Origin of the sequence: Pantoea sp. LMR881 (assembly GCF_027157825.1) — a bacterium.
GTDB classification, from domain to species: domain Bacteria; phylum Pseudomonadota; class Gammaproteobacteria; order Enterobacterales; family Enterobacteriaceae; genus Pantoea; species Pantoea haifensis.
This window is the reverse complement of record NZ_JAPVOK010000002.1, coordinates 2,700,926-2,724,531: the sequence shown is the minus strand read 5'-3', so window position 1 is coordinate 2,724,531 and position 23,606 is coordinate 2,700,926. Positions and strand designations below refer to the sequence as shown.

Below are 23,606 nucleotides of genomic sequence, written 5' to 3'. Positions count from 1 at the left end.
CAACAGCATTTATCAACAAGTTAACAAAAGACTGATTTAACGTTGACTAAAAATTTGGAGCGGGAAACGAGACTCGAACTCGCGACCCCGACCTTGGCAAGGTCGTGCTCTACCAACTGAGCTATTCCCGCATAGAAGGGTACTGCTAAACAAATTTTGGAGCGGGAAACGAGACTCGAACTCGCGACCCCGACCTTGGCAAGGTCGTGCTCTACCAACTGAGCTATTCCCGCAAAGAGGGTACTGCTAAAACAAATTTGGAGCGGGAAACGAGACTCGAACTCGCGACCCCGACCTTGGCAAGGTCGTGCTCTACCAACTGAGCTATTCCCGCGCCTTGTACCGTTAATAAATTCTTCACCGGTACGGGGTGCGCATTATACGAGAAATCGTTTCTGCTGCAAGCGTCTGAAAGCAAAATTTTTCGCTTTCGATGCGTTTGCTGATTAAAGCAGCAATATGACGACTTATTACGCACCCTGTTCCTGTAACCTGTAGCAACAAGGTTTATTTTTGCCGCTATTTTCGACGCGTCACAGGCGCGAGGCTACCAAATGGGCGGACAGGCGCCCTGCCCGCTTTTAACATGAACAATGCAGCCGGTTAGAGCTGTAAAAAATGTTCACGGTAATAAGCCAGTTCAGCAACCGATTCGCGAATATCATCCAACGCCTGATGCGTACCGGTTTTTTTGAAGCCGGGTAGAATGTCTGGTTTCCAGCGACGCGCCAGTTCTTTCAGCGTGCTGACGTCCAGATAGCGATAGTGGAAGTAGGCTTCCAGTTCTGGCATATATTTGAATAAAAAGCGACGATCCTGACCAATACTGTTACCGCAAATCGGCGAGGTGTTAGCCGGAACCCATTGTTTGAGAAATTCAATGGTAGCCAGTTCCGCTGCACGATCGTCAAACGGGCTGGCTTTTACGCGTTCCACCAGGCCGCTATTGGTATGAGTACGCACATTCCAGTCATCCATCAGCGCCAGCTGCGCATCCGACTGATGCACCGCCATCACCGGGCCTTCCGCCAAAATAGTTAAATTGGCGTCGGTGACAATAGTGGCGATTTCAATAATGCGATCGCGTTCCGGATCGAGACCGGTCATCTCCAGATCAATCCAGATTAAATTGTTTTCATTTCCAGTAGCCATGCTGTTTCCTGCTGTTGCTGTAGTCGTCAATAACGGTGTTTAGGGTGTATCATAGACGTTTTGCCCAGCAGGGCGAAGCCTGGCAACCGCCGTGTGAGGATGAGTGAGTAAAAATAAACTGTCGAAAGGTCAACAACGCCGTGTAAGTGCTAACCATCAGCGTCGTCTTAACCAGCGGAAAGATCAGCCGGAAGCGGACGATAATCTGTTTGGCGAGGCAGCTGAAGGCGTAGTGGTCAGCCGCTTCGGCATGCATGCCGATGTCGAAGACAGTGCTGGCATCGCCCATCGTTGCAACATTCGTCGAACGATCCGTTCACTGGTGACCGGCGATCGCGTCGTCTGGCGCCCTGCGCACAGCGGCGGTAAAGGCATCGTTGAGGCCGTTCACGAACGCATCAGCGTGCTAACCCGACCCGATTTCTACGATGGCGTAAAACCCATTGCCGCCAATATCGATCAAATTATTATTGTGTCGGCAATCTTACCGGAATTATCGCTGAATATTATCGACCGCTATCTGGTGGCGAGTGAAACGCTGGGTATTGAACCGCTGCTGGTGCTGAACAAAACCGATCTGCTGGATAGCGAAGCGCGTGCTTTTGTCGATGAGCAGATGACTATCTATCGTCAGATTGGTTACCGCGTCCTGATGGTCTCCAGCCGGGCGAAGAATGGCCTTGATGAACTACAGGCTGCGCTTACCGATCGCGTTAGCATTTTTGCGGGCCAATCTGGTGTAGGGAAATCCAGCCTGTTAAACGCCCTGCTCGGCCTGGATAGTGAAGAAGAAACGGCGATCCTGACTAACGATGTTTCTGACGTTTCCGGCCTTGGTCAACATACCACCACCGCCGCGCGCCTGTATCACTTTCCGCACGGCGGCGATGTGATTGATTCTCCTGGCGTGCGTGAGTTTGGTTTATGGCATCTTGAACCGGAACAAATCACGCGCGGATTTGTCGAATTTCGTGAATTTCTCGGCAATTGCAAATTCCGTGATTGCAAACACGGCAACGATCCCGGCTGCGCTATTCGCGAAGCGGTAGACGAGGGTAAAATCGATGTCTCCCGGTTCGATAACTATCACCGCATTCTGGAAAGCATGGCGCAGGTAAAAACACGTAAAAACTTCGCTAACGAAGATTAACCGGCATCACTGCCTCTCTGGCCAAATAATACACGCCGTGGCGTGAAGTATAGCGGGCAGAGTCGCCATCGGACCGGGGCGCTGCTACAATCCGCTCCCTTTTTTATTAATGTCGCGATATATAGCCAGGAGGCTACGGTGTTTGATCGTTTTAAACTCGCCTTGAATCATGTTCTCCCAAAGAAATGGCTGACTGAACTTGCTGGCTGGGGCGCAAGCCGCCGTGCGGGTTGGCTGACTAAACTGGTCATCGACATTTTCGTCTGGTTCTACAAAGTTGACATGGCAGAAGCACGCAAGCCAGATACCGCCAGCTATCGGACGTTTAACGACTTTTTTGTGCGCCCACTGAAAGATGACGCACGCCCGGTTGATCCTGATGCGAGCCTGGTTGTCCTGCCTGCAGATGGCGCGATCAGCCAGTTGGGCCATATTGATGGCAACCAGATTTTCCAGGCTAAAGGCCATCATTACACGCTTGAGGCATTGCTGGCGGGCAATGAGCAGATGGCGGCGCAGTTCCGCGATGGTGAGTTTGTGACGATCTATCTGGCCCCGCGTGATTATCACCGTGTGCATATGCCCTGTAATGGCATCCTGCGTGAAATGATTTATGTGCCAGGCGATCTCTACTCGGTGAACCCGTTGACAGCGCGCAATATTCCTAATCTGTTTGCCCGTAACGAGCGCGTTATTTGCTATTTCGATACCGATATCGGCCCAATGGTGCAAATTCTGGTAGGCGCAACCATTGTGGGTAGCATTGAAACCGTCTGGGCGGGTACGATTACGCCGCCACGCGAAGGCGTGATTAAGCGTTGGCACTATCCGGCTGCCGATGATGAAGGTGCGGTTGTGTTGCTGAAGGGCCAGGAAATGGGCCGTTTTAAACTCGGCTCTACTGTTATCAATCTGTTCACGCCTGGTCGTGTCAGACTGGCTGCCAGTCTGGAAGCCGAAAGCAAAACGCGTCTGGGTCAGCCGCTGGCAATGACATTGCCGTTGCCCGCTGAAGCCGCTGATGTTATCGCTAAATAATTGAGTGTTCCCCCGTGCGTTCGATCCTTTTCCTGCTGCTGAGCCTGTGGCTCAGCACTTCAGCATTAGCAGCCAGTGTTCCTGATGCCAGTTCATTAAAACAGCAGCTTGAAGAGGTGAAAGCCGCTAAAAGCTCGCCTGCTCAGGCGGAACAGATCCAGTCGATCGAAGCCGCGCTTAACTTTCTCAGCGAGCGTGATGATTCTCTGGAGCGGACAAAGCAGTATCAGCAGGTCATTGATGACTTTCCGCGCCTCGCCCGTGAATTACGCCAGCAAATAGCCTCTCTCAACGACAGCAGTAAATCCATTCGCAGTAATATGAGCAGCGCCGAGCTGGATCAGGAGATCTTGCAGGTCAGTAGCCAGTTGCTGGAAGAGGGACGTCAGGCACAGCAGGAGCAGGATCGCGCACGCGAAATCAGCGATTCGCTGTCACAACTTCCACAGCAGCAGACCGAAGCGCGCCGTGCAATGACAGAAAGCGGACGCCGTTTGCAGGGGGCTGATAACGCCACACCGCAGGCTCAGACTCAGCTGACCACACGTCAGGCAGAAAATGCGGCCAATAAAGCGCGTGTTGATGAACTGGAGCTGGCACAGCTGTCAGCTAACAATCGCCAGGAGCTGGCGCGGATGCGTGCGGAGCTTCATCAGCGTAAAGCTGCGCAGTTAGATAATTATTTGCAGGCGCTGCGCAATCAGCTCAACGAACAACGGCAGCGTGAGGCGGAACTGGCGCTGGCTCGCACAGAGCAGCTAGCTGAAAACAGCGGTGATCTCCCCTCCTCGATCAGCGATCAGTTTCGGATTAACCGTGACCTCTCCGGCTCGCTGAATCAGCAGGCGCAGCGCATGGATTTGGTCGCTTCGCAGCAGCGTCTTGCCACCAATCAGATTATTCAGGTACGTCAGGCCCTCACTACTTTACGTGAGCAATCCCAATGGCTGGGGGCTTCAAATTTGCTAGGCGAGGCTCTGCGCGCGCAGGTTGCACGCTTACCGGAGATGCCTAAATCTCAGCAAATTGACAATGAAATGGCGCAGCTGCGCGTGCAACGTCTCTATTATGAAGATTTGCTGGAACGTCAGGATGCGTTACGTAAAGCCCATCAGGCCGATGGTCAGCCATTTACCCCTGAGCAGAAACGCATTCTTGATGCCCAGTTAAAAACACAACGAGAGCTGCTTAACTCACTGATCTCTGGCTGTGATACGTTAATCCTTGAGATTACCAAGTTAAAAGTGGCTAACACTCAGCTCCAGGACGCATTGACCGAAGTTAAAGATGCCACGCATCGCTATCTGTTCTGGACCGCTGACGTCAGCCCCGTCAGCCTGAGTTACCCCGTTGATTTAGCAAGGGATCTGTCACGCCTGCTGTCGCTTGATACGTTAGGCCAATTGGGCAAAGCCCTGGCGATGATGTTTACCAGCCGGGCAACGGTGTTACCGATTTTAGGTGCGGTACTGCTGGTGGGATTCAGTATCAGCTCTCGCCGTCATTTTAATGCGTTTCTGGCGCGTGCCGCCGGTAAAGTCGGTAAGGTCACACAGGATCGCTTCCGCTTAACCATTCGCACTGTGTTCTGGTCAATTCTGGTTGCGTTACCGCTGCCTGTTTTGTGGGGCGCGCTCGGTTACGGCTTACAAAATGCCTGGCCCTATCCGGTTGCCGTGGCGATTGGTGATGGCATCACGGCTACGCTGCCGCTGCTCTGGGCATTTATGATCAGTGCCGCGTTTGCGCGTTCTAACGGATTGTTTATTGTCCACTTTCGGTGGCCACAAACCCGCGTCGCACGCGCAATGCGCTATTACTCATTGAGCATTGGCCTGATCGTGCCGCTGATTATGTTGCTGATTGCCTTTGGCAACCTGGAAGATCGTCAGTTTTCCTCATCGCTTGGTCGTCTCTGTTTTATCCTGATTTGCGGCGCCCTTAGCCTGGTCACGGTGAGCCTGAAACGTGCCGGGATACCGCTCTATCTCGATAAAGAGGGCAATGGTGACAATATCATCAACCGCGTACTGTGGAACCTGATGATTGCGATTCCGTTACTGGCCGCCCTCGCCTCGGCGATCGGTTATCTGGCAACGGCGCAGGCGCTGCTGGCCCGTCTGGAAACGTCGGTGGCAATCTGGTTTCTGCTGTTAATTATCTACCATATCATTCGTCGCTGGATGCTGATTCAGCGTCGCCGCCTTGGTTTTGATCGTGCCCGACAGCGACGTGCTGACATGCTCGCTAACCGCGCACGAAGTGAAGAGGAAAAAGAGCAAAGCGCGCAGAATGTTGATGCCATTGAAGTGGAAGAGCCTGTTATCGATCTCGACGCGATCAGTGCGCAATCGCTGCGGCTGGTTCGTTCGATTCTTACGCTAATCGCTCTGGTTTCTGTGATTGTATTGTGGTCAGAAATCCATTCAGCCTTTGGCTTTCTGGAGAATATCCGCCTGTGGGATGTCAGCACGTCTGTTCAGGGCGTAGAGAGCATTCAGCCGATTACGCTTGGTTCAGTGCTGATTGCCATTCTGGTGTTTATTATCACAACGCAGATGGTGCGCAACATGCCCGCCCTGCTGGAACTGGCTCTGTTGCAGCACCTCGATTTGACACCGGGTACGGGGTACGCCATTACCACTTTAACCAAATATCTGCTGTTACTGATTGGTGGCCTGATCGGTTTTTCGCTGATTGGTATTGAGTGGTCAAAACTGCAATGGCTGGTCGCCGCGCTCGGTGTGGGATTAGGTTTTGGTTTGCAGGAGATTTTTGCCAATTTTATTTCTGGTCTGATTATCTTGTTTGAGAAGCCAATTCGTATTGGCGATACCGTGACGATTCGCGATCTGACCGGCAGCATTACCCGCATCAATACCCGTGCAACCACCATCACCGACTGGGACCGCAAAGAGATTATTGTGCCGAATAAGGCCTTTATCACTGAGCAGTTCGTTAACTGGTCGCTGTCAGATTCGGTCACGCGTGTGGTTCTGACGATCCCGGCGCCTGCCAAAGTGAACAGCGAAGAAGTGACGAACATACTGAAGCAGGCGGCTGAACGCTGTAGCTATGTGCTGGATATGCCGCCGCCAGAAATATTCCTGGTCGATCTACAACAGGGTATCCAGTTGTTCGAGCTGCGTATTCATGCCGCAGAGATGGGGCATCGCATGCCATTGCGACATGAACTGCACCAACTGATTCTGAAAGGCTTTGAGCAACACGGCATTGAAATGCCCTTCCCGCCATTTCAGGTGCGTATGGAAACGCTGGGCAAAAAGATGCCTGCCAGCAATGGTGCGCCTGCTGCACGAACCTTTAAATCTGGCGGCTTATAGGCAAAAAAACGCCCGGCTGGTCCGGGCGTTTTAACGACTGGTTACTGCTTAACGAACGCTTCGCCCTGCTCGATATCTTTTTTCAGGGTTTCTAACATGCCGTCAAGCGCCTGCTGTTCGTAACGGCTTAAGTTGCCTAAAGGCCTGCGCTCAACGATACCGCTTTTACCCAGCAGCAAAGGTTGTGAGAAGAAACGCGCATACTCACCGTCGCCCTCAACATAAGCACATTCCACTATGTTCTCTTCACCCTTAAGCGCCCGCACGAGCGATAAGCCAAATCGCGCTGCTGCTTGTCCCATAGAGAGTGTCGCTGAGCCGCCACCGGCTTTGGCTTCAACCACTTCAGTGCCCGCATTTTGAATGCGCCGGGTTAAATCTGCGATTTCCTGATCGCTGAAGCTGACATCATTGACCTGTGACAGCAGCGGCAAAATAGTCACACCTGAATGCCCACCGACTACCGGCACTTCAATTTCACCTGGCGATTTGCCTTTTAGCTCCGACACAAAGGTGTTGGCACGAATAATATCCAGCGTCGTCACGCCAAACAGCCGGTTTTTATCATACACGCCGTGTTTTTTCAGGACTTCAGCGGCAATGGCCACGGTGGTGTTGACCGGGTTAGTAATCACACCAATCAGGGCCTTAGGCGCTGTCTGTGCCACCTGATCGATCAGGTTACGCACGATGCCGGCATTGACATTGAACAGGTCGGCACGGTCCATGCCTGGCTTACGCGCGACGCCAGCAGACATCAGCACCACATCCGCACCCTGTAGTGCAGGTGTAGCATCTTCACCGCTAAATCCTTGAATTTTTACAGCAGTGGGAATATGGCTGAGATCAACTGCAACGCCCGGCGTAACCGGTGCAATATCGTAGAGGGACAGTTCTGAACCCGCAGGAAGCTGCGTTTTGAGTAAAAGTGCGAGCGCCTGGCCTATGCCACCCGCGGCACCGAGAACGGCAACTTTCATTCTTAACTCCTTATTAAGGTGGGGCAGAGAAGAGCCGAAATTCCATCTGTGTCAGACCTTAATCAACTGCTCAGGCGATGACGAGTATCCGCACTCATTCTACGTGCTTGCGCACTTAATTTCCGGATTCATAACTGACTAATCATCTACTTACCTTGATGTTTCAGGGTGCAGGCAGATGACAGACACATGATCCCGATGAGTTTACTCAGTGCGGAAAAAGGTGCGCAGTCAATTGCTTAGCAGCCTGAAGCATGCCGGATATAACCTGAATGACCGACAACTTTGCCGAGGGCAGACAGAGAACGGCCGTAATCGTTATCTGTTGCTACATCACCCATAGTATAACAACTCTGCAACCATTGTCTGTTTGCCTGCTTAAGGAGCCTTTTGGCCCGGTCACATTTTTTTGTTATTATCCCCGCCCGCTAACCGATTCATGCTGTTCACTTACCAACCAATTGCATAAAAATTCATTTATATGCATAATCCTCGCTCTGCCGTGGGCTGAATCCCGGTTATTCCCTATTTTTATTGGTAGCCTATGCGAAACCCATCAAAACAAGACGATTTGATCAAAGCTTTTAAAGCTCTATTAAAAGAAGAAAAATTTAGTTCCCAAGGGGAAATTGTGCAGGCGCTGCAAGAGGAAGGCTTCGAGAACATCAACCAGTCAAAGGTTTCTCGTATGCTGACTAAATTTGGCGCGGTACGCACACGTAACGCCAAAATGGAGATGGTTTACTGCCTTCCGGCCGAACTGGGCGTGCCGACAACCACCAGCCCGCTCAAGAATTTAGTGTTAGATATCGATTATAACGATGCCTTAGTGGTCATTCATACCAGCCCTGGCGCAGCGCAGCTTATTGCACGTTTACTTGATTCGTTAGGAAAATCAGAAGGGATTCTTGGCACCATTGCGGGCGATGACACTATCTTCATTACCCCTGCGCGCGCCTTTACGGTTAAGCAACTCCACGACGCCATTCTGGTGTTATTCGAACAAGAGCTTTAAATATCGCTTTGTCTACCGGCAGTTAACCTGCCGGTTACGTCCTGTCTCGCACCATCCCTACAACATTAATTTTTTGTTTTAATTATTAAAACAGTGCATACGTGCGCTGATTGTCCCGTTTTTGTTGCCTGAAAAATGGGTCAGACCTTTTAATCGTGATAACCTCTCTCGCTACTTTACGCTGCTTTACACCTGACAATTAGTGTCTCTTCCTGCTTTCAAATTAAACCACAGCCTTATCGACCATGATTTTTCGCACAAAAGGATAAAGTGACGCATATTACTGTTTTAACATGAAATTAACCACTTATGCTCACTTATTCATCGGTTTTTATAACTCATGGTTATTAAAAGTTGCCATAAGGATAAAGAATCACAAAAAAACATTATTAGCAGAGTATTAATTTCTGACGTTATTAGTTCTATACTTCTTTTCGTGATGCAAATCACATCAATAAAAAGAGAAAAACCAACGACGAGGAAAATATTCATGAACATTAAATCAACTATCGCCACCCTGAGTATGCTTTCTGCCCTGTCATTTGGCGTTAACGCTGCCAGCCTGATTTCAAATCAGCAGGCACAGGATATGAACCTGCAATCAATGAACCAAACCATCAGCGTGAGTGGCCGTGACGGCGACCAGACCAACGTCCGCCAGGTACTGTCGCAGAAAGCAGATGCACAGGGCGCAAGCCACTATCGCATTATTGAGAACAATCAGGACGACACTTATCACGTCACTGCTGAGCTGTATAAATAATTAGCTGAAATAAAGATTAACCCATCCGGCGTTTGAAAAATGCCTGAAGAAATCGACGACCCGCTCTCTTTTTTAACGCCGCAGGTTGTTGATTGTAATGAGGAGATAAACTATGAAAATCAAAACAACCATCGCTACCGTTAGCTTACTTTCCGTTATCGCTTTTGGTGCCTCCGCTGCCCAACTGGTTACCGGTGAGCAAGCACAAAACATGCAGCCTGCGGGTACCATAACCATTAGCGGTACTGCAGGTGCGCCAATGGATTATCGTGCTCAGCTTTCACAGAAAGCCGATGCACAAGGTGCCAGTGCCTATAAAGTGATTGAAGCGCGTACCGGCGATAACTATCACATCACTGCAGAACTCTATAAATAATTCCTCGTCAATTTTTGACGAACCCTTTGGCCCCGCTCTCCGGGGCCCTTTTTAATTTATTTCACGTTGAAATGGAACTGGCCCTCCAGCTCCTCTTCTGCTTCATCAAATAATAAAATCAGTGCGCCGTAGCGCCTTTTTTGCCCTTTTCCCAAATTCACGAATTCAATTTCCAGCGGCATCGGTAGCGTTGCGCTGGTGACCACATCCCATAAGCCATCCAGATCGCATATACGCCTGTCTTCTATGGCAAAACGCTCGCTGAACTGGCGAAAGAAATGCGCCTGATCAACAATCTCATTGAAGTCAAAACGCTCGGTTTTCATGCGGACCGCTCCCATCCTCCAACGGTGGGCGACATTCGCCGCCCGGTGATGTGAAACTAGCTCAGGCCGCCAAGGTGCAGCGTTTTGATCTCCAGATACTCTTCCATGCCAAGTACCGATCCTTCACGTCCCAGGCCCGATTCTTTTACGCCACCGAACGGAGCCAGCTCTGTAGAGACTGCGCATTCGTTGATACCAATCATGCCGCTTTCCAGCGCGGCGGAAACGCGAAATACGCGCTGTAAATTTTGAGTATAAAAATAAGCGGCAAGGCCATATTCGGTATCGTTAGCGCGTCGAATGACCTCATCTTCATCATCGAAACGGAAGCAGGCTGCAACCGGGCCAAAGGTCTCCTCTCGCGCTAACTGCATGCTTTCATTCACATCGGCAATCACGGTTGGCTGCCAGAAGTTACCGCCCAGCTCATGACGACCGCCTCCCGTCAGCACTTTTCCCCCTTTGCCGAGCGCATCTTTAACATGTTGCTCAACTTTTTCGACCGCTGAGGGTTCGATCAGCGGGCCGACAACCACGCCCTCTTCCATGCCGTTTCCGACTTTGAGCTTTTTCACTTCCGCGGCGAGTTGATTCACAAAGCGATCGTAAACCGCATTGTGGATAAAGAAGCGGTTTACGCTAACGCATACCTGCCCGGCATTGCGGAACTTGTTGGCAATCGCACCCTGCACGGCTGCATCAATATCAGCATCCTCAAACACAATGTAAGGCGCGTTCCCCCCAGTTCCATCGACACTTTCTTCATTGTTTCAGCCGCGTTGCGCATCAACAATTTGCCGACTTCAGTCGAACCGGTGAAAGAAATTTTTCGCACCTCTTTACTGGCCATAATCGCATCGCTGATCGCATGCGTATCACCCGCGACTGCATTCAGTACGCCGTCGGGCACGCCCGCTTTTTTTGCCAGCGCCAGTAAAGCGAATGCACTCAGTGGTGTGTTGTTGGCAGGCTTGATGATGCCAGTACATCCTGCGGCTAACGCCGGGCCAAGTTTGCGCGTCAGCATCGCCATGGGAAAATTCCACGGCGTAATCGCTGCCACGACACCAATGGGTTCACGTGTCGCCAGAATGCGCGAGCCAGTTTTTGCCGGAGGAATGATTTCACCATTGGCACGTTTGGCCTGTTCCGCGAACCACTGAATGAAGCTGGCGGCATATTCCACTTCACCTTCGGCTTCTTTCAACGGCTTGCCCTGTTCAGCCGTCATGAGTTGACCGAGCCAGCGTTTGTTTTCAATCATTAGCTGATACCAGCGATTAAGGATCTCAGCACGCGCTTTGGCGGTTTGCGCACGCCAGGCCGGAAAAGCAGCCGCAGCGGCAGCAATGGCCTTTTCCGTCTCAGCTTTACCCGCTTTCGCCACCTGCGCGATAACCTCACCCGTGGCCGGATTGGTTACATCAAACGTCGCTGTTGTGGTCTGCCACTGGCCACCCGCCAGAAAACCCGTTTGAAACAGTTCGCTGTCTTGTAATGAAGAATTCATTGATCGCTCCTGTGAGTTTCGCTTTCCATGAAGAAAGTATAGTTGGCAAAAACGACAGGTTTTGTGACGAGATGGGATTGTGTCAGCCGCTGCGGAAGGCAGCGGCTGGTTTCAGATTTGGATAAGGGTGTTTTGATACTTGTCTAACATTGTTGCCAGCCGCTTCACCGGCTCGGTGACGCTCGCTGGTGCCTCGTAATGCGCCAGCTTCTCCTGATAAATCGCTAACTCTTTCAGCAACCGCTCAAAATAGTAACGGCGTTTCTCATCGCTACCGGCAGAAATCACGCGATCGGCGGTATAACGCAGTTGCCGATGATAAGCGGACAAATCCTCATTTATCGGTATTTCTGCGTTGCGTAAGCGTTGATGGCCAATAATCAGCGTGAGCGCGATGCGATATTTATCAATATCGCCAGGAAACAAATTCAACAGCAAGAACAGCTGCTGATACAGCGCAGGCAGATGGTTCTCACGGCGCCGCGCCTGATTAGTGGTCATTGCCGAAACCGCAGCATACATAAAACGATTAAGCAGCTTACGACCCGTGCGCGCCTTGGATTTATCGCGAATCAGCAAGATCACCATCATTGCCACAAAGCAGCCAATGACCTGGCCCAGCACGTTATCAAGGAACACCTTGATCTCAAATTGCATGGGGTTATCCAGCACAATTACGTTGATAGTACCGATCAGCGCACCAAGCGTACCGAGCTGGCGTCGCTGAACAAAGATACCGCCGATAAAGCCAAGCAAACCAATCGCAATACAAAGCAGAACAGCACTTTGCTGAGTGGCCGGTAAAATATACATAAAGTAAAGCGCGCCTAGCGGCACCGCTACCGTCATGCCATACAGGAAGTCTTTGGCCATCATCAGCGGATTCGGCATGCGCATCGCCAGCGCAGTGATAACCGCCAGCATCACCATACAGCCACTGCCTGACGTCCAGCCGGTATATAGCCAGAATAACGACCCCAGCGCCGTTGCCACAAAGGTACGTATACCGTTAATCATCGCGTGATGCGTTTCGGCGGAACGCGCCTGAATGACAACTTCGCGCTGCAAAATGCGCTCTTCCAGCGTGGTGATACGGCTGTTGCTTTTGATGCCGTTGATTAACAGCAGATATTCCGTTGCGGCTCCAACCCAACTCGCCAGCGTCAGCGGCGTGGCTTTACTGCTGGCGCTGATTACCCTGCGCATGATTTTCATGCGTTTATGCACGTCATCAACGTTTTCGACATCCTTTTCAATCAGCAGGCGATACTGCGGCGCAATGTAATCGGGGCGAGCATTTTGGATCAGAAAGGTTTCTGCGGCCTGGGTAATCAGCGTCAGCGAGAGCGTGTTAAGCATTTGCAAACGGCGGCTGGTGTTCTGCCAGCGCGAAGATTCCATCATTAACTGACTGCGCATACTGTTTAACGCTGTGGTACGGCGAACCAGTGCGCTCCACGCTTTATCTACTTCCTCTTTGTCACCGTGCGCCACGCAGAGTTGCAGCAACTTATAATGTGCCACCAGCAGTGAATCAACTTCCTGATCGATCACTTTTTTAATCGATCGCGGTGAGAAGATCATATCCGCCAGGATCGCGCATAAAATGCCTAATACGATTTCGCTACAGCGTTCAACCGCATACTGCGGCGCTAATATCAGCCCGCCGCTGGCATCCGCAGTCACGACGATAATCAAGGCGGTGTAACCCGCCAGACCAAGCGCGTAGGAGTTTTCGACTTTGATCAGAGAAGAGAGCCAGACGCATAATCCCGCCCAGATGCAGCACAGCAGCAGCATCACAACCGGCGCACGTACTGTGGCGATCATAATCGTTAGCGCAGCGATACAGCCAATGAAGGTGCCGATAATACGCAAAATGCCCCGATAGCGCAGCGCACCTGAATAGGGATCGCCGCCAGCCGCAAATGCAGTACCGCCTGCCACGATGCCCGCCGTCATTACTGCCCAGCGCGGTGTTTCTAAGTCCAGATGAAAGCCGATCATCAGCGCAGCCACCAGCGCAAACGTCAGCTTTACCGGAAAACGCAGGAACTCAATCATAACGCTTAACCAAACTCACGCAGTCGATTGAATAGCTTCGTCATTGGCGAGGCATCAGTATGCTGACGATCCGCTTTACCGGTGATAACGACTGTTGCAGTCGTACCCGCCGGGAAACGGTTGCCAGGCTGCTGGTCGAGACGAATACGCACCGGTACGCGCTGCGCCAGGCGAACCCATTCAAGATTCGAATCCACGGTAGCCATGCCTTTAGTGTCCACCGAGCTGCTGCTGTTGGTCACGCCCGCCGCGATACTGTCAACGGTGCCACGCAGGACAATGTTGCTACCTAACGGCGTGACTTCAGCGCGGAATCCCGGCTGAACGCCATGCAGTTTGGTCTCTTCCAGATAAGCCAGCACGTAGAATGAGTGTTGCTGAATCAGCGCCACCGCCACCGATCCGCGCGTAATGTACTCACCGCCAAATACGTTGAGGTTTGTCACCCATCCATCGGACGGCGCTTTGATAGTGGTACGCTCAAGGTCAATCTTTGCCAGATCGCGGGTTGCAATGGCTTTGGCCAGCTGGTGTTCGCTGGTTTGCAGATCGTTATTAGCCTGATCGATAGCTTCACGCGACATCGCAACGGTGCCTAACTGGTTACGGCGTCCCGCTTCACGACGTTTCTCACTGACTAACGCCTGATAATACTCGACGTCTGCCTGGGCCTGATCGAGGGCTTTTTGATAGCGCGGGCGATCAACGACAAACAGCGTATCGCCTTTTTTCACCAGCTGGTTGTCATGTACAGGCACATCCGTGATTAAGCCGGTTACATCCGGCGAGATCGCCACAACATCAGCAGAGAATCGGGCATCACGCGTCCACGGTGACTCGGTGTAGAACACCCAGGCACGAAAGATAATGATGACAGCAATGATAACGAGCAGGAGAGTAATCGCGTAACGCGCGATTTTTCTTATAAGTGCTTTCACTTAAACCTCAGACAAATAGACGGGATACAAGGTAAAACACACAGCAGTAAAGTGCTGTATTAAAAAGTGCCGGATGCCAGACGAGATCGTAAATACCGCTGGGCGTCAGCACGCGTTTCACTAACCAGAACAGCATAAGTGAAATAATTAATTCGATGAAAACGGGCGGAAAAGAGAGCCCAAACACGACAAATACCGGAAGCACACTCATCAGAAATCCTTAGTTCGACGTTGCCGGGATACTCCGTTGCCTGACGGAACGCATGTTCTTAACCTGATGAGATGCAGCTTAGCTGCCACATCCGAACCACGGATGGCTTAATAATAGCGTATCATCGGGTGATAACAGACAATGCAGAATCACCGGGAAATACCCCGGCGTGCTTATAGTAACGCGCTTGACTATACGTTTTCTACAGAATGTGAACTAAATCACTTTTTAGCCAGAGTAAATAATGGAACGACTTAAAGGCATGTCGATTTTTGCCAAAGTGGTTGAATTAGGTTCTTTTACTGCTGCGGCACGTCAGTTGCACCTTAGCGTTTCGTCTATTAGTCAGATAGTCGCGAAACTGGAAGATGAACTGCAGGTAAAGCTACTTAACCGCAGTACACGCAGCATTGGACTTACGGAAGCGGGCAAAATTTATTATCAGGGCTGTCGGCGTATGCTGGCGGAAGCGATGCAGGTCCACGAGCAGCTTTATGCTTTCAACAACACGCCCATTGGTGTGCTGCGCATTGGCAGCTCTTCTACCATGGCGCAAAACGTTCTTGCTGAGATGACCAGCAATATGCTGCGCGAGTATCCGGGACTGAGCGTTAATCTGGTCACCGGTATTCCGGCTCCCGATCTGATTGCCGATGGGCTGGATTTAGTGATCCGCGTCGGCGCGTTAAAAGATTCCAGCCTGTTTTCCCGCCGCCTGGGTGCCATGCCAATGGTTGTGTGCGCGGCGAAAAGCTATCTGGCGCAACACGGCACCCCAGAGAAGCCAGGGGACATCAGTAATTTTGCCTGGCTGGAGTACAGCGTACGGCCCGACAATAATTTTGAGCTCATTGCACCGGAAGGATTAGTGACGCGATTGTCGCCACAGGGCCGCTTCGTCACCAATGATTCACTCACGCTAATACGCTGGCTGAAAGCCGGAAACGGTATCGCTTATGTGCCAATGATGTGGGTGAGTGATGAAATCGCGGCGGGAGAAATCGATATTCTGTTTCCGCAATATCAGTCCGATCCCCGGCCCGTTTATGCGCTGTATACCGAAAAGGATAAGCTGCCGCTGAAGGTACAGGTCTGTATCGATTATCTGACAGAGTATTTTGCGCAGGTCGCTGAACAGTATCAACAGCACCGTAAAAACTAACAACCCGCCAGAGTGGCGGGTTGTTTTTACATCAGGCGGTGCCGCCAACCGTAAGCTTGTCCAGCTTCAGTGTCGGTTGCCCCACACCAACCGGCACGCTTTGTCCTTCTTTACCGCAGACCCCGACACCTTTATCCAGCGCCAGGTCGTTACCGACCATAGAGATCTGCTGCATGGCTTCAATCCCTGAACCAATCAGCGTGGCACCTTTCACTGGTTTAGTCACTTTGCCGTTTTCGATCAGATAGGCTTCGGACGTTGAGAAAACAAATTTACCCGACGTAATATCAACCTGACCGCCGCCAAAATTCGGCGCATACAAACCATACTCCACGCTTTCAATAATCTCTTGCGGCGTCAATTTACCGGCCAGCATATACGTATTGGTCATGCGCGGCATCGGCAGATGGGCATAGGATTCACGGCGGCCGTTTCCGGTGGGATTCACTCCCATCAGTCGTGCGTTCAGTTTGTCCTGCATGTAGCCTTTCAGCACGCCATTTTCGATCAGCACGTTGTACTGACCCGGCACACCTTCATCGTCAACGGCCAGCGAACCGCGCAGGCCATCAATCGTGCCGTCATCCACAACCGTACACAGCTCAGAGGCAACCAGTTGCCCCATTTTTCCGCTGAAGACAGAGGTACCGCGACGGTTAAAATCACCTTCCAGACCATGACCAACAGCTTCGTGCAACAATACGCCTGGCCAGCCTGCCCCCAAAACCACTGGCAACGTACCTGCGGGCGCAGCGACAGCGGAAAGGTTTACTAATGCCATACGCACCGCTTCACGCGCCCAGACATCGGCGCGCACGTCACCGCTTTCATCAGCAAGGAAAAATTCATAACCGGTACGCGCACCGCCGCCGCTTGAACCGCGCTCGCGCTTGCCCTGATCTTCCACTTGCACGCTGATTGAAAGACGTACCAATGGACGGACATCTGCAGCCAGCGTGCCGTCTGTTGCAGCCACCAGCACTTGCTCATAAACGCCGCTCAGGCTGGCATTCACTTCCTGCACGCGCGGGTCAGCCGCACGCGCCACCTGATCAACGCGGTGCAAAAGCGCAATTTTATCTTCACGCGTCAGGCTGCTGAGGGGATCAACCGGAGCATACAGCGAGCGGTTTACGACGGCAGAAAGGGTATGCGCTTTGCCGTTGCCCTGCTCACGAACAATGCTGCGAGCCGCTTCAGATGAGAGACGCAGAGCGTTCAGCGTAATTTGATCGGCATAGGCGAAACCGGTTTTTTCACCGCTAACCGCACGTACGCCAACACCTTGATCAATATGGTAGGAGCCATCTTTGATGATTTTATCTTCCAGCACCCAGGATTCGTGGAAGCTGGACTGAAAATAGAGATCGGCATAATCCAGACGACGTTCTGAAAGCTGCCCTAACAGGGAAAAAAGGTCCTGCTGATTAATGTTGTTAGCAGTTAGCAACTGCTCACTTACCAGGTTCAGAGTCATCGTTTCTCACTCATTATGTGCTCGGATAATCATAGCCTGCGGCAATTCCGGTACGGCGTCAAATTCACTTACTGCTGTTTTCACGCGGTTTGCGTAGCACTTCGTTGATTTCCGGTTTATCCAGCGGGCCGCTGATGTGATAGCGCAGCAGCGAAATCTTGTTCCAGAGCGGCCCCAGCACTTTACTGGCGGCGAATACCGCCGCCCCTATGACTGGATTTACCACGAATGCAGTCGCGACGCCTACTGAAGCGGAGATTTCTGGCGCAACTACTGCTTCCATATCAATCCGACGCTGTACCAAATCCATTTTGCCCTGCATGGCGATGTCAGCTTCCAGCCCATCCACTAACAGGTTGTCGGTACGCATCACACCATTTTCAATCCATGCGGTGCCGTTGATCGAATCGAAGTAGAAGCCGTCATTAAAGGTGTCGCTGAAATCAAAGCGAAGCTTGCGCAGTAAGGCGTCGAAACTCACCAGCCGCAAGAGTTGTCCTGCCGCGCCGGTATTAACATCAGCGATTTGCCCCTTACCAAACTGTGTTTTCAGCGTGCCGCTCAACGTTTTTTCTGAAGGCTGCCACGGCGCAGAGCGCCAGTGCAGATCGTACTCTATGTTAAAGGGCGCGTCGCGCAGCGGTGTGTTCATGCCAAACCAGTTGGTGGCATTATTGATATTCTGCCCTTTCAACGTTCCTTTCAACGAGGTGCGCTGATCGTCGGGACGATTAACCCATTCGCCGGTTAGGGCCAACTGTGAGCTGCCTGTATCTACCGAACCGTTAGTAAGTGCTAACGTATCGCCCTTCGGTTGCAAGTTTGCCTGCATCCGGCCATATTTTTGCCCCAGAATCCAGCACTCAGCACAGCGCAACTGCAAAGCGGGCCAGCCGCTGAAATTAATCTGTTTCGACTGTTGCGCCAGCGGCGAAGTGCTTTGCTTTTGGCTGTCGCCCCACTGCGGGTTGTAATAGAGATAATCAAGTGCGACTTGCCACGGCGCAGCAGCTGGCATGACAAGCTGTCCGCGAATCTCTTTACCCTTAACGCTTACCAGCGTTGCGCCACTGGTGGTTTCTGCCAGCGATGCATCAACATCATGCCATTGCTGCCCCGCCAGTTTGACTGCCGGGCTACGCAAAACGATATTGCCTGGAATTAGCGCGCCGCCAACCTGACGTGCGCCTTTATTACCGGCGCTGCCACCGCCTGCGCCCATTAAGGCGGCCCAGGCTTCACCATCCATAGCAGGTAAGTCCAATACCATTCCCTTTGTTTCAGGTAAGGCTGGAGTACGTTTCGCGTCATTTAGCCAGATTCCCCGTTCAACACGCAGTTGTGGTGTCAGGATCCAGCGGCTGTTGAAGCGGTGATGCTCATCTACGCTGCCGCTCAGATCAAAGCGGCGCAGATCGCCATGCGCTTTTACCGTCACGGGTAACGCTTCCCCGCTTTTTTTATCCAGCGGCGCAGGTAAGCGACTACTTACTTCTTTTGCCTCAGCGTTTAACGCAATGTCATATTGCGCGCCACCTTTGTGCGGCAGTGTGATATCAACGTTGCCACGCCACGGCAAATGACCATCAAGCTGCTTGCGGAAGGGTTGAGGGATCTGGGTGATTTTACCGGGCTGCCAGTCACCCAGTAGTTTAACGTTAACCCCAAAATCATCTGGATTTTCTTTGGTGCTGAAGGTGACCCCAAGCGGCTGACCAAACCAGTTCGCCTGCATCTCTTCACTTTCCAGATTACCGTTGTTGTATCGGAAGCGACCGGTAAGATGCGTGAGCGTGGTATTAAGCGGTTTGATATGCAGATCATTATTATTCAGTATTACGTTACCGCTGGCATGAACCAGCTTACCATCCAGGGGAATATCAAGCTTAAGATGACCTTTGGTGTTGCCCTTGATTTGCAACTGCTCTAACGCCGCGCCCAGCGAAGTTTTAAGCGGTGTCTGCTGGAAGTAATCCGCAATTTGGCTGCCTTCACCACTGACATCACCATCAACAAGCAGCTTTTCTTTCAGATAATCGGGAATAGTGACACTGACATTGCGCGCGTCTACTTCGCCCAGTTTTGCTGCTGGCGCGTTCATCCACAGACCATCGTTGATAAAATTCAGATCAATATCGAGGTTGTTAATGTCAGGCCATTTGGGCTGGAAGGCATAGGTTGCCTGACGCAGTGGCACCCAAACCTGGAACATGCCATCGTTATGCTTAAACGGAAATAACTCAGGATTACCGGCAAACAGCAGCGTGGCGTTATCGACCTTGCCACCTTTGATCGCCCCACTCAAATACTGTGTCAGACCATGCCCCATAAAAGGCACCGGGAAATAGCGCCAGGCGTCGCCCGCATCGGTGACACGAATACCGGCCAGGATATCCAGTCGCGGTTGGCTACCTGTGTTTTGCTGGTAACGGAAGTCACCGTGCGCCCATAGCGAGCGCGCCTGCACATCAAGATTTTGACCATCCAGCGTCAGGCCGTGTTGATCGCGCAACCAACCCAGCGAACCGTGAATGTGATTAATTTCCAGCGGCGCCTGAAACATGTTGCCATACGGCACAGTCGCCTGGCCCATAGCAACTTTTACCTGACCGTGACTCAGACTGCCGCGCGCTTCGCCACTTAGCTTGCTTATACCGGGCAAAAGCTGCCAGTGTTGCCAGCTAAAGTCGCGCCATTTCACCTGCATACGGGTCTGATCGGGCTGCTGTAATGGAATATCTAACGCCAGTCCGTCGATGAGGCCCTGCGGACGCAGCGCGCGCCAGTTTTCAAACAGCGCCGGAGATAAAGGCGCAAACAGAGGCACTACCGGTGCGATGTGCTGTAAATCCAGTTGCGTGACGCGGATGCGCACTTCTGCCGGCTGGCTGGCGCCTAATAACTGCTTATCTTCTGGTCGCCACAACAGTGAAAAATGACCCGCTTGCCACGGCGAGCCGTCGGTGCTGAGGCGCGTTTGTGGAACGGTAACCATCCAGCCATTTTGAAAGCGTGACAAATGCGCTGTTAAGCCATCTACCTCTAACCGGTGCGGAGCGTTTTCGCCCTGCCAGTTGGCACCGCCTTTACGCAACAGTAAGTCGCCTGCATAGATATCGCCATCACGCAAACTGACCCAGGCATCCAGGCTAAAACGCGCACTGTCGAGACGTGTATTGTCACGCATCCAGCGCCCCAGCCACGGGCGTACATCAACATCATCCGCCTGCATCCAGATGCGCCCGTCATTGAGTAAGCCGTTGCTGTCGTTGAGATCGAGCCGTACCTGCACCACGCCGTGCTGGCCGGTAAAGCTGGAAAGACTGACTTCACCTTCAGCGCGGTGGCGCGTTTTTTCATTGAGCCAGGTGAGTTTCGGGATCGCCAGTTCAGCATGCTGGCCGGATGGCGTTAAAAAACGAATGGCGCTGTCGCGCAGATCGAAGTGGTCGAACTGGCGTAAAAAGAGTTCATTAATTTGGGCTGGCTTAAAGCTGTTTTTTTCTTTGTCATTCGCCAGCAGCGGGCGATTACTGTCGAGATGCAATTGCCAGAAGGTCAGATCGCGGAACTGCCAGCGCCAGTGCAGCAGCGATTGCCAGACATCCAGCGCCAGGTTGACGCGAGAGATAGTGAGCCTGCCATTGTCCTTCATTGCCACGTCCAGGTCGCGGATCTGGAGTGTTGGACCGAAGTTTTCCCATTTGCCTTGCAGCTTGCCTGCCGTTACCGGTAATCCGCTGGTTGCAGAGACAAACTGCATGATGTTGCTGCGATAGCTGTCGAGATGCGGCATCACCAGACGCAGCGCACTGACCAGCAACGCCACAATCACAATGATCGTTGCGACCAGCAGTAACAAAATTCTCGGCAACTGCTTCACTCACACCTCTCCTTGCCTTCCGCGAACGGCAGCGGATTCTTTCTCATACTCAACCGTTATCAGACCTGAAGCGGTATGGACTCGCATTTTAACCCAAATAAGGCTCTGTTTTCAGCCCGACATCCGCTGAAAAGCGTTCATCGGGCCAACATTAGCCTGACATTACATCATCACTACATCAAACTGTTCCTGGGTATAAAGCGCCTCGATGTGGACCTTAACCTGTTTGCCAACAAAAATCTCGACCTCCGCTAACGCATGCGATTCATCCGTTTTTAACGCTTCGCCAACGGTTGGCGAGACATAAACCAGGAAGCGATCAGAGTCATAAGCGTGATGAACACGCACAATTTCTCGCATAATTTCATAGCAGACGGTTTCTACTGTTTTCAGCGTGCCCCGTCCTTTGCAAACCGGGCAATCTTCGCACAGCACATGCTCAATACTTTCACGCGTGCGTTTGCGCGTCATCTCCACCAGGCCAAGGGCTGAAAACCCATTAATGCCTGTTTTCACCCGATCTTTGCTCAGTGCGCTTTCCAGTGAATGTAATACGCGGCGGCGGTGATCGTCATTACTCATATCGATGAAGTCGATGATAATGATGCCGCCAAGATTGCGCAGTCGCAGCTGCCGGGCAATCGCCTGGGTGGCTTCAACGTTGGTGTTAAAGATAGTTTCATCAAGATTACGGTGACCAACAAACGCCCCCGTATTAATGTCGATGGTGGTCATCGCTTCTGTTTGATCGATGATCAAATAGCCGCCTGACTTTAATTCCACCTTGCGATCCAGCGAACGCTGGATTTCGTTCTCAACGTCAAACAGATCAAAGATCGGCTGTTTGCCGTTGTAAAGCTCCAGCTTGCTGGCCATCTCCGGAATATATTCGCTGGTAAACTCCACGAGCAGATCGCAGGTCAGACGTGAATCTACGCGGATGCGATCTAACGCAGCACCGGCAAAATCACGCAAGATACGTTGTGCCAGCGCCAGCTCGCCGTACAGCAGACAACGGGTTTGATTGCGTTTTTTACGCTCGCTGACTTTGGTCCAGAGCCGTTTCAGGAAAGCCGCATCCTGCGCCAACTCATCTTCCCCAATACCTTCGGCTGCGGTACGGATGATGAAGCCACCAAGGTCATCACAGTAATCTGCAACAACGGCTTTGAGACGATCACGTTCTTTTTCGCTTTCAATCCGTTGTGAGACGCCAACATGCGATGCGCCCGGCATGAAAACCAAATAACGTGACGGTAAAGTAATATCTGTCGTCAGGCGTGCGCCTTTGGTACCAAGCGGATCTTTCACCACCTGAACCATTAAATCCTGCCCCTGCCGCACCAGCTCAGCAATATCGCGAACGATAAAATTTTTCTTTTCGTCACCCGCAACGCATTCGGTATGCGGCATGATATCGGATGCGTGCAGAAAAGCCGCTTTTTCCAGGCCAATATCAACAAAGGCAGCCTGCATACCTGGCAGCACACGGCTCACGCGCCCTTTATAGATATTACCGACAATGCCTCGCCGTGCTTCCCGCTCAATATGAATTTCCTGCAGGATGCCACCGTCGATATAGGCCACACGTGTTTCAGAAGGTGTGACATTCACCAGCAATTCAGCCGTCATTGTTGACCTCTTAAGGCACGCAGTGACTGAAAATGGCTGAATAATTCCCCTGTTTCAACCAAAGGTAATCCGACAACCGCGTGATAGCTTCCATTGATTTTGCGGACAAAGTTTCCACCTGTGCCCTGAATACCGTATGCCCCGGCTTTATCCATCGGCTCGCCGGTCGCAACATAATCGCTAATATCTGATGCTGTTAAGACGCGAAATGTGACGTCGGTAGTCACCAGGCAATCGAGCGATTGCTGGCGGTCGGCCAGCGCAACGGCAGTCATAACCTGATGCGTTTGCCCCGATAATTTACCTAACATCTCAGCAGCATGTGCGGCATCGCGAGGTTTTTCTAACACCTCGCCGTTCAGCACGACAATCGTGTCCGCACCCAGCACCGGTAAATCTTGTGCGGCCAGTGCGACGCCCGCGCGTGCTTTTTCATTCGCCAGGCGACGCACATAGCTCGTCGCCGCTTCATTGGGCTGACGCTGCTCTTCCACATCAGTGACGAGACGTTCAAAGGTGAGGCCAAGCTGAGTCAACAGTTCACGCCGACGCGGTGAACCGGAAGCAAGATACAGGGTTACCATA

17 protein-coding genes, 3 tRNA genes and 1 pseudogene are annotated in these 23,606 nt (G+C 51.9%); 7 read left to right on the top strand and 14 right to left on the bottom strand.

What is annotated here, in order from left to right:
* Window positions 1–55: 55 nt before the first annotated feature.
* The 4 genes from O3W44_RS14695 to orn form a co-directional block, all read right to left on the bottom strand.
* Window positions 56–131: transfer RNA gene (locus tag O3W44_RS14695), tRNA-Gly, on the bottom strand.
* 26 nt (window positions 132–157) lie between these two features.
* Window positions 158–233: transfer RNA gene (locus O3W44_RS14690), tRNA-Gly, on the bottom strand.
* Between the two features lie 25 nt (window positions 234–258).
* Window positions 259–334: transfer RNA gene (locus O3W44_RS14685), tRNA-Gly, on the bottom strand.
* A gap of 269 nt (window positions 335–603) precedes the next feature.
* A complete protein-coding gene (orn, locus tag O3W44_RS14680) occupies window positions 604–1,152 on the bottom strand; it encodes an oligoribonuclease (protein ID WP_269293638.1) in 549 nt (182 codons plus the stop codon).
* 103 nt (window positions 1,153–1,255) lie between these two features.
* On the opposite strand from orn, the gene rsgA reads away from it, so the two are divergent.
* The 3 genes from rsgA to mscM all read left to right on the top strand — a co-directional run bounded on the left by rsgA (window position 1,256) and on the right by mscM (window position 6,684).
* Window positions 1,256–2,302, top strand: coding sequence for a small ribosomal subunit biogenesis GTPase RsgA (gene rsgA / locus O3W44_RS14675; protein ID WP_269293637.1), 1,047 nt, complete (start codon window positions 1,256–1,258; stop codon window positions 2,300–2,302).
* Window positions 2,303–2,440: 138 nt separating this feature from the next.
* On the top strand, window positions 2,441–3,340 hold the full coding sequence (gene asd, locus O3W44_RS14670) for an archaetidylserine decarboxylase (protein ID WP_269293636.1): 900 nt from the start codon (window positions 2,441–2,443) through the stop codon (window positions 3,338–3,340).
* Between the two features lie 14 nt (window positions 3,341–3,354).
* Window positions 3,355–6,684 carry a miniconductance mechanosensitive channel MscM gene (gene mscM, locus O3W44_RS14665; RefSeq protein WP_269293635.1) on the top strand — a complete coding sequence of 1,110 codons (3,330 nt, stop codon included), beginning with the start codon at window positions 3,355–3,357 and terminating at the stop codon, window positions 6,682–6,684.
* 41 nt (window positions 6,685–6,725) lie between these two features.
* Here the strand turns inward: mscM and mdh are convergent, their stop codons facing one another.
* A complete protein-coding gene (mdh, locus tag O3W44_RS14660) occupies window positions 6,726–7,664 on the bottom strand; it encodes a malate dehydrogenase (protein ID WP_269293634.1) in 939 nt (312 codons plus the stop codon).
* A gap of 544 nt (window positions 7,665–8,208) precedes the next feature.
* Here mdh and argR point away from each other — a divergent pair.
* The 3 genes from argR (at window position 8,209) to yhcN (ending at window position 9,818) form a co-directional block, all read left to right on the top strand.
* The gene (gene argR, locus O3W44_RS14655) at window positions 8,209–8,679 is read left to right on the top strand and encodes a transcriptional regulator ArgR (protein ID WP_269293633.1); all 471 of its coding nucleotides are present in this window, start codon (window positions 8,209–8,211) and stop codon (window positions 8,677–8,679) included.
* A gap of 490 nt (window positions 8,680–9,169) precedes the next feature.
* Window positions 9,170–9,442 carry a YdgH/BhsA/McbA-like domain containing protein gene (locus O3W44_RS14650; RefSeq protein ID WP_269293632.1) on the top strand — a complete coding sequence of 91 codons (273 nt, stop codon included), beginning with the start codon at window positions 9,170–9,172 and terminating at the stop codon, window positions 9,440–9,442.
* A 112-nt stretch (window positions 9,443–9,554) separates the two neighbouring features.
* The gene (gene yhcN / locus O3W44_RS14645) at window positions 9,555–9,818 is read left to right on the top strand and encodes a peroxide/acid stress response protein YhcN (RefSeq protein ID WP_269293631.1); all 264 of its coding nucleotides are present in this window, start codon (window positions 9,555–9,557) and stop codon (window positions 9,816–9,818) included.
* 56 nt (window positions 9,819–9,874) lie between these two features.
* Here yhcN and O3W44_RS14640 read toward each other — a convergent pair whose 3' ends face one another.
* The 5 genes and pseudogenes from O3W44_RS14640 to aaeX all read right to left on the bottom strand — a co-directional run bounded on the left by O3W44_RS14640 (window position 9,875) and on the right by aaeX (window position 14,867).
* Window positions 9,875–10,144 carry a barstar family protein gene (locus O3W44_RS14640; protein ID WP_269293630.1) on the bottom strand — a complete coding sequence of 90 codons (270 nt, stop codon included), beginning with the start codon at window positions 10,142–10,144 and terminating at the stop codon, window positions 9,875–9,877.
* 56 nt (window positions 10,145–10,200) lie between these two features.
* A pseudogene (locus O3W44_RS14635) lies at window positions 10,201–11,654 on the bottom strand (NAD-dependent succinate-semialdehyde dehydrogenase).
* Between the two features lie 111 nt (window positions 11,655–11,765).
* The gene (gene aaeB / locus O3W44_RS14630; RefSeq protein ID WP_269293629.1) at window positions 11,766–13,718 is read right to left on the bottom strand and encodes a p-hydroxybenzoic acid efflux pump subunit AaeB; all 1,953 of its coding nucleotides are present in this window, start codon (window positions 13,716–13,718) and stop codon (window positions 11,766–11,768) included.
* Window positions 13,719–13,723: 5 nt separating this feature from the next.
* Window positions 13,724–14,656: a p-hydroxybenzoic acid efflux pump subunit AaeA gene (aaeA, locus tag O3W44_RS14625; protein WP_269293628.1), complete on the bottom strand. Its 933-nt coding sequence runs from the start codon at window positions 14,654–14,656 to the stop codon at window positions 13,724–13,726.
* A gap of 7 nt (window positions 14,657–14,663) precedes the next feature.
* A complete protein-coding gene (aaeX, locus tag O3W44_RS14620) occupies window positions 14,664–14,867 on the bottom strand; it encodes a p-hydroxybenzoic acid efflux pump operon protein AaeX (protein WP_269293627.1) in 204 nt (67 codons plus the stop codon).
* Window positions 14,868–15,111: 244 nt separating this feature from the next.
* On the opposite strand from aaeX, the gene aaeR reads away from it, so the two are divergent.
* Window positions 15,112–16,029 (top strand): HTH-type transcriptional activator AaeR, encoded by a 918-nt coding sequence (gene aaeR, locus O3W44_RS14615; protein WP_269293626.1) that lies wholly within the window; start codon window positions 15,112–15,114, stop codon window positions 16,027–16,029.
* 31 nt (window positions 16,030–16,060) lie between these two features.
* Here aaeR and tldD read toward each other — a convergent pair whose 3' ends face one another.
* The 4 genes from tldD to O3W44_RS14595 all read right to left on the bottom strand — a co-directional run bounded on the left by tldD (window position 16,061) and on the right by O3W44_RS14595 (window position 23,605).
* A complete protein-coding gene (gene tldD, locus O3W44_RS14610) occupies window positions 16,061–17,506 on the bottom strand; it encodes a metalloprotease TldD (RefSeq protein WP_269293625.1) in 1,446 nt (481 codons plus the stop codon).
* Window positions 17,507–17,570: 64 nt separating this feature from the next.
* On the bottom strand, window positions 17,571–21,389 hold the full coding sequence (gene yhdP / locus O3W44_RS14605; protein WP_269293624.1) for an AsmA2 domain-containing protein YhdP: 3,819 nt from the start codon (window positions 21,387–21,389) through the stop codon (window positions 17,571–17,573).
* A gap of 162 nt (window positions 21,390–21,551) precedes the next feature.
* Window positions 21,552–23,021, bottom strand: coding sequence for a ribonuclease G (rng, locus tag O3W44_RS14600; RefSeq protein WP_269293623.1), 1,470 nt, complete (start codon window positions 23,019–23,021; stop codon window positions 21,552–21,554).
* Window positions 23,018–23,605, bottom strand: coding sequence for a Maf family protein (locus O3W44_RS14595; protein ID WP_269293622.1), 588 nt, complete (start codon window positions 23,603–23,605; stop codon window positions 23,018–23,020). Before O3W44_RS14595 ends, rng begins: the two co-directional genes overlap by 4 nt.
* Window position 23,606: the final 1 nt, after the last annotated feature.

Bases quoted from the DNA above. Each gene is read 5' to 3' on its own strand.
- orn (WP_269293638.1), bottom strand. From the start codon at position 1,152: ATGGCTACTGGAAATGAAAACAATTTAATCTGGATTGATCTGGAGATG.
- O3W44_RS14595 (WP_269293622.1), bottom strand. From the start codon at position 23,605: ATGGTAACCCTGTATCTTGCTTCCGGTTCACCGCGTCGGCGTGAACTG.
- yhcN (WP_269293631.1), top strand. From the start codon at position 9,555: ATGAAAATCAAAACAACCATCGCTACCGTTAGCTTACTTTCCGTTATC.
- aaeB (WP_269293629.1), bottom strand. From the start codon at position 13,718: ATGATTGAGTTCCTGCGTTTTCCGGTAAAGCTGACGTTTGCGCTGGTG.
- O3W44_RS14640 (WP_269293630.1), bottom strand. From the start codon at position 10,144: ATGAAAACCGAGCGTTTTGACTTCAATGAGATTGTTGATCAGGCGCAT.
- aaeX (WP_269293627.1), bottom strand. From the start codon at position 14,867: ATGAGTGTGCTTCCGGTATTTGTCGTGTTTGGGCTCTCTTTTCCGCCC.
- argR (WP_269293633.1), top strand. From the start codon at position 8,209: ATGCGAAACCCATCAAAACAAGACGATTTGATCAAAGCTTTTAAAGCT.
- rng (WP_269293623.1), bottom strand. From the start codon at position 23,021: ATGACGGCTGAATTGCTGGTGAATGTCACACCTTCTGAAACACGTGTG.
- tldD (WP_269293625.1), bottom strand. From the start codon at position 17,506: ATGACTCTGAACCTGGTAAGTGAGCAGTTGCTAACTGCTAACAACATT.
- O3W44_RS14650 (WP_269293632.1), top strand. From the start codon at position 9,170: ATGAACATTAAATCAACTATCGCCACCCTGAGTATGCTTTCTGCCCTG.
- aaeR (WP_269293626.1), top strand. From the start codon at position 15,112: ATGGAACGACTTAAAGGCATGTCGATTTTTGCCAAAGTGGTTGAATTA.
- mdh (WP_269293634.1), bottom strand. From the start codon at position 7,664: ATGAAAGTTGCCGTTCTCGGTGCCGCGGGTGGCATAGGCCAGGCGCTC.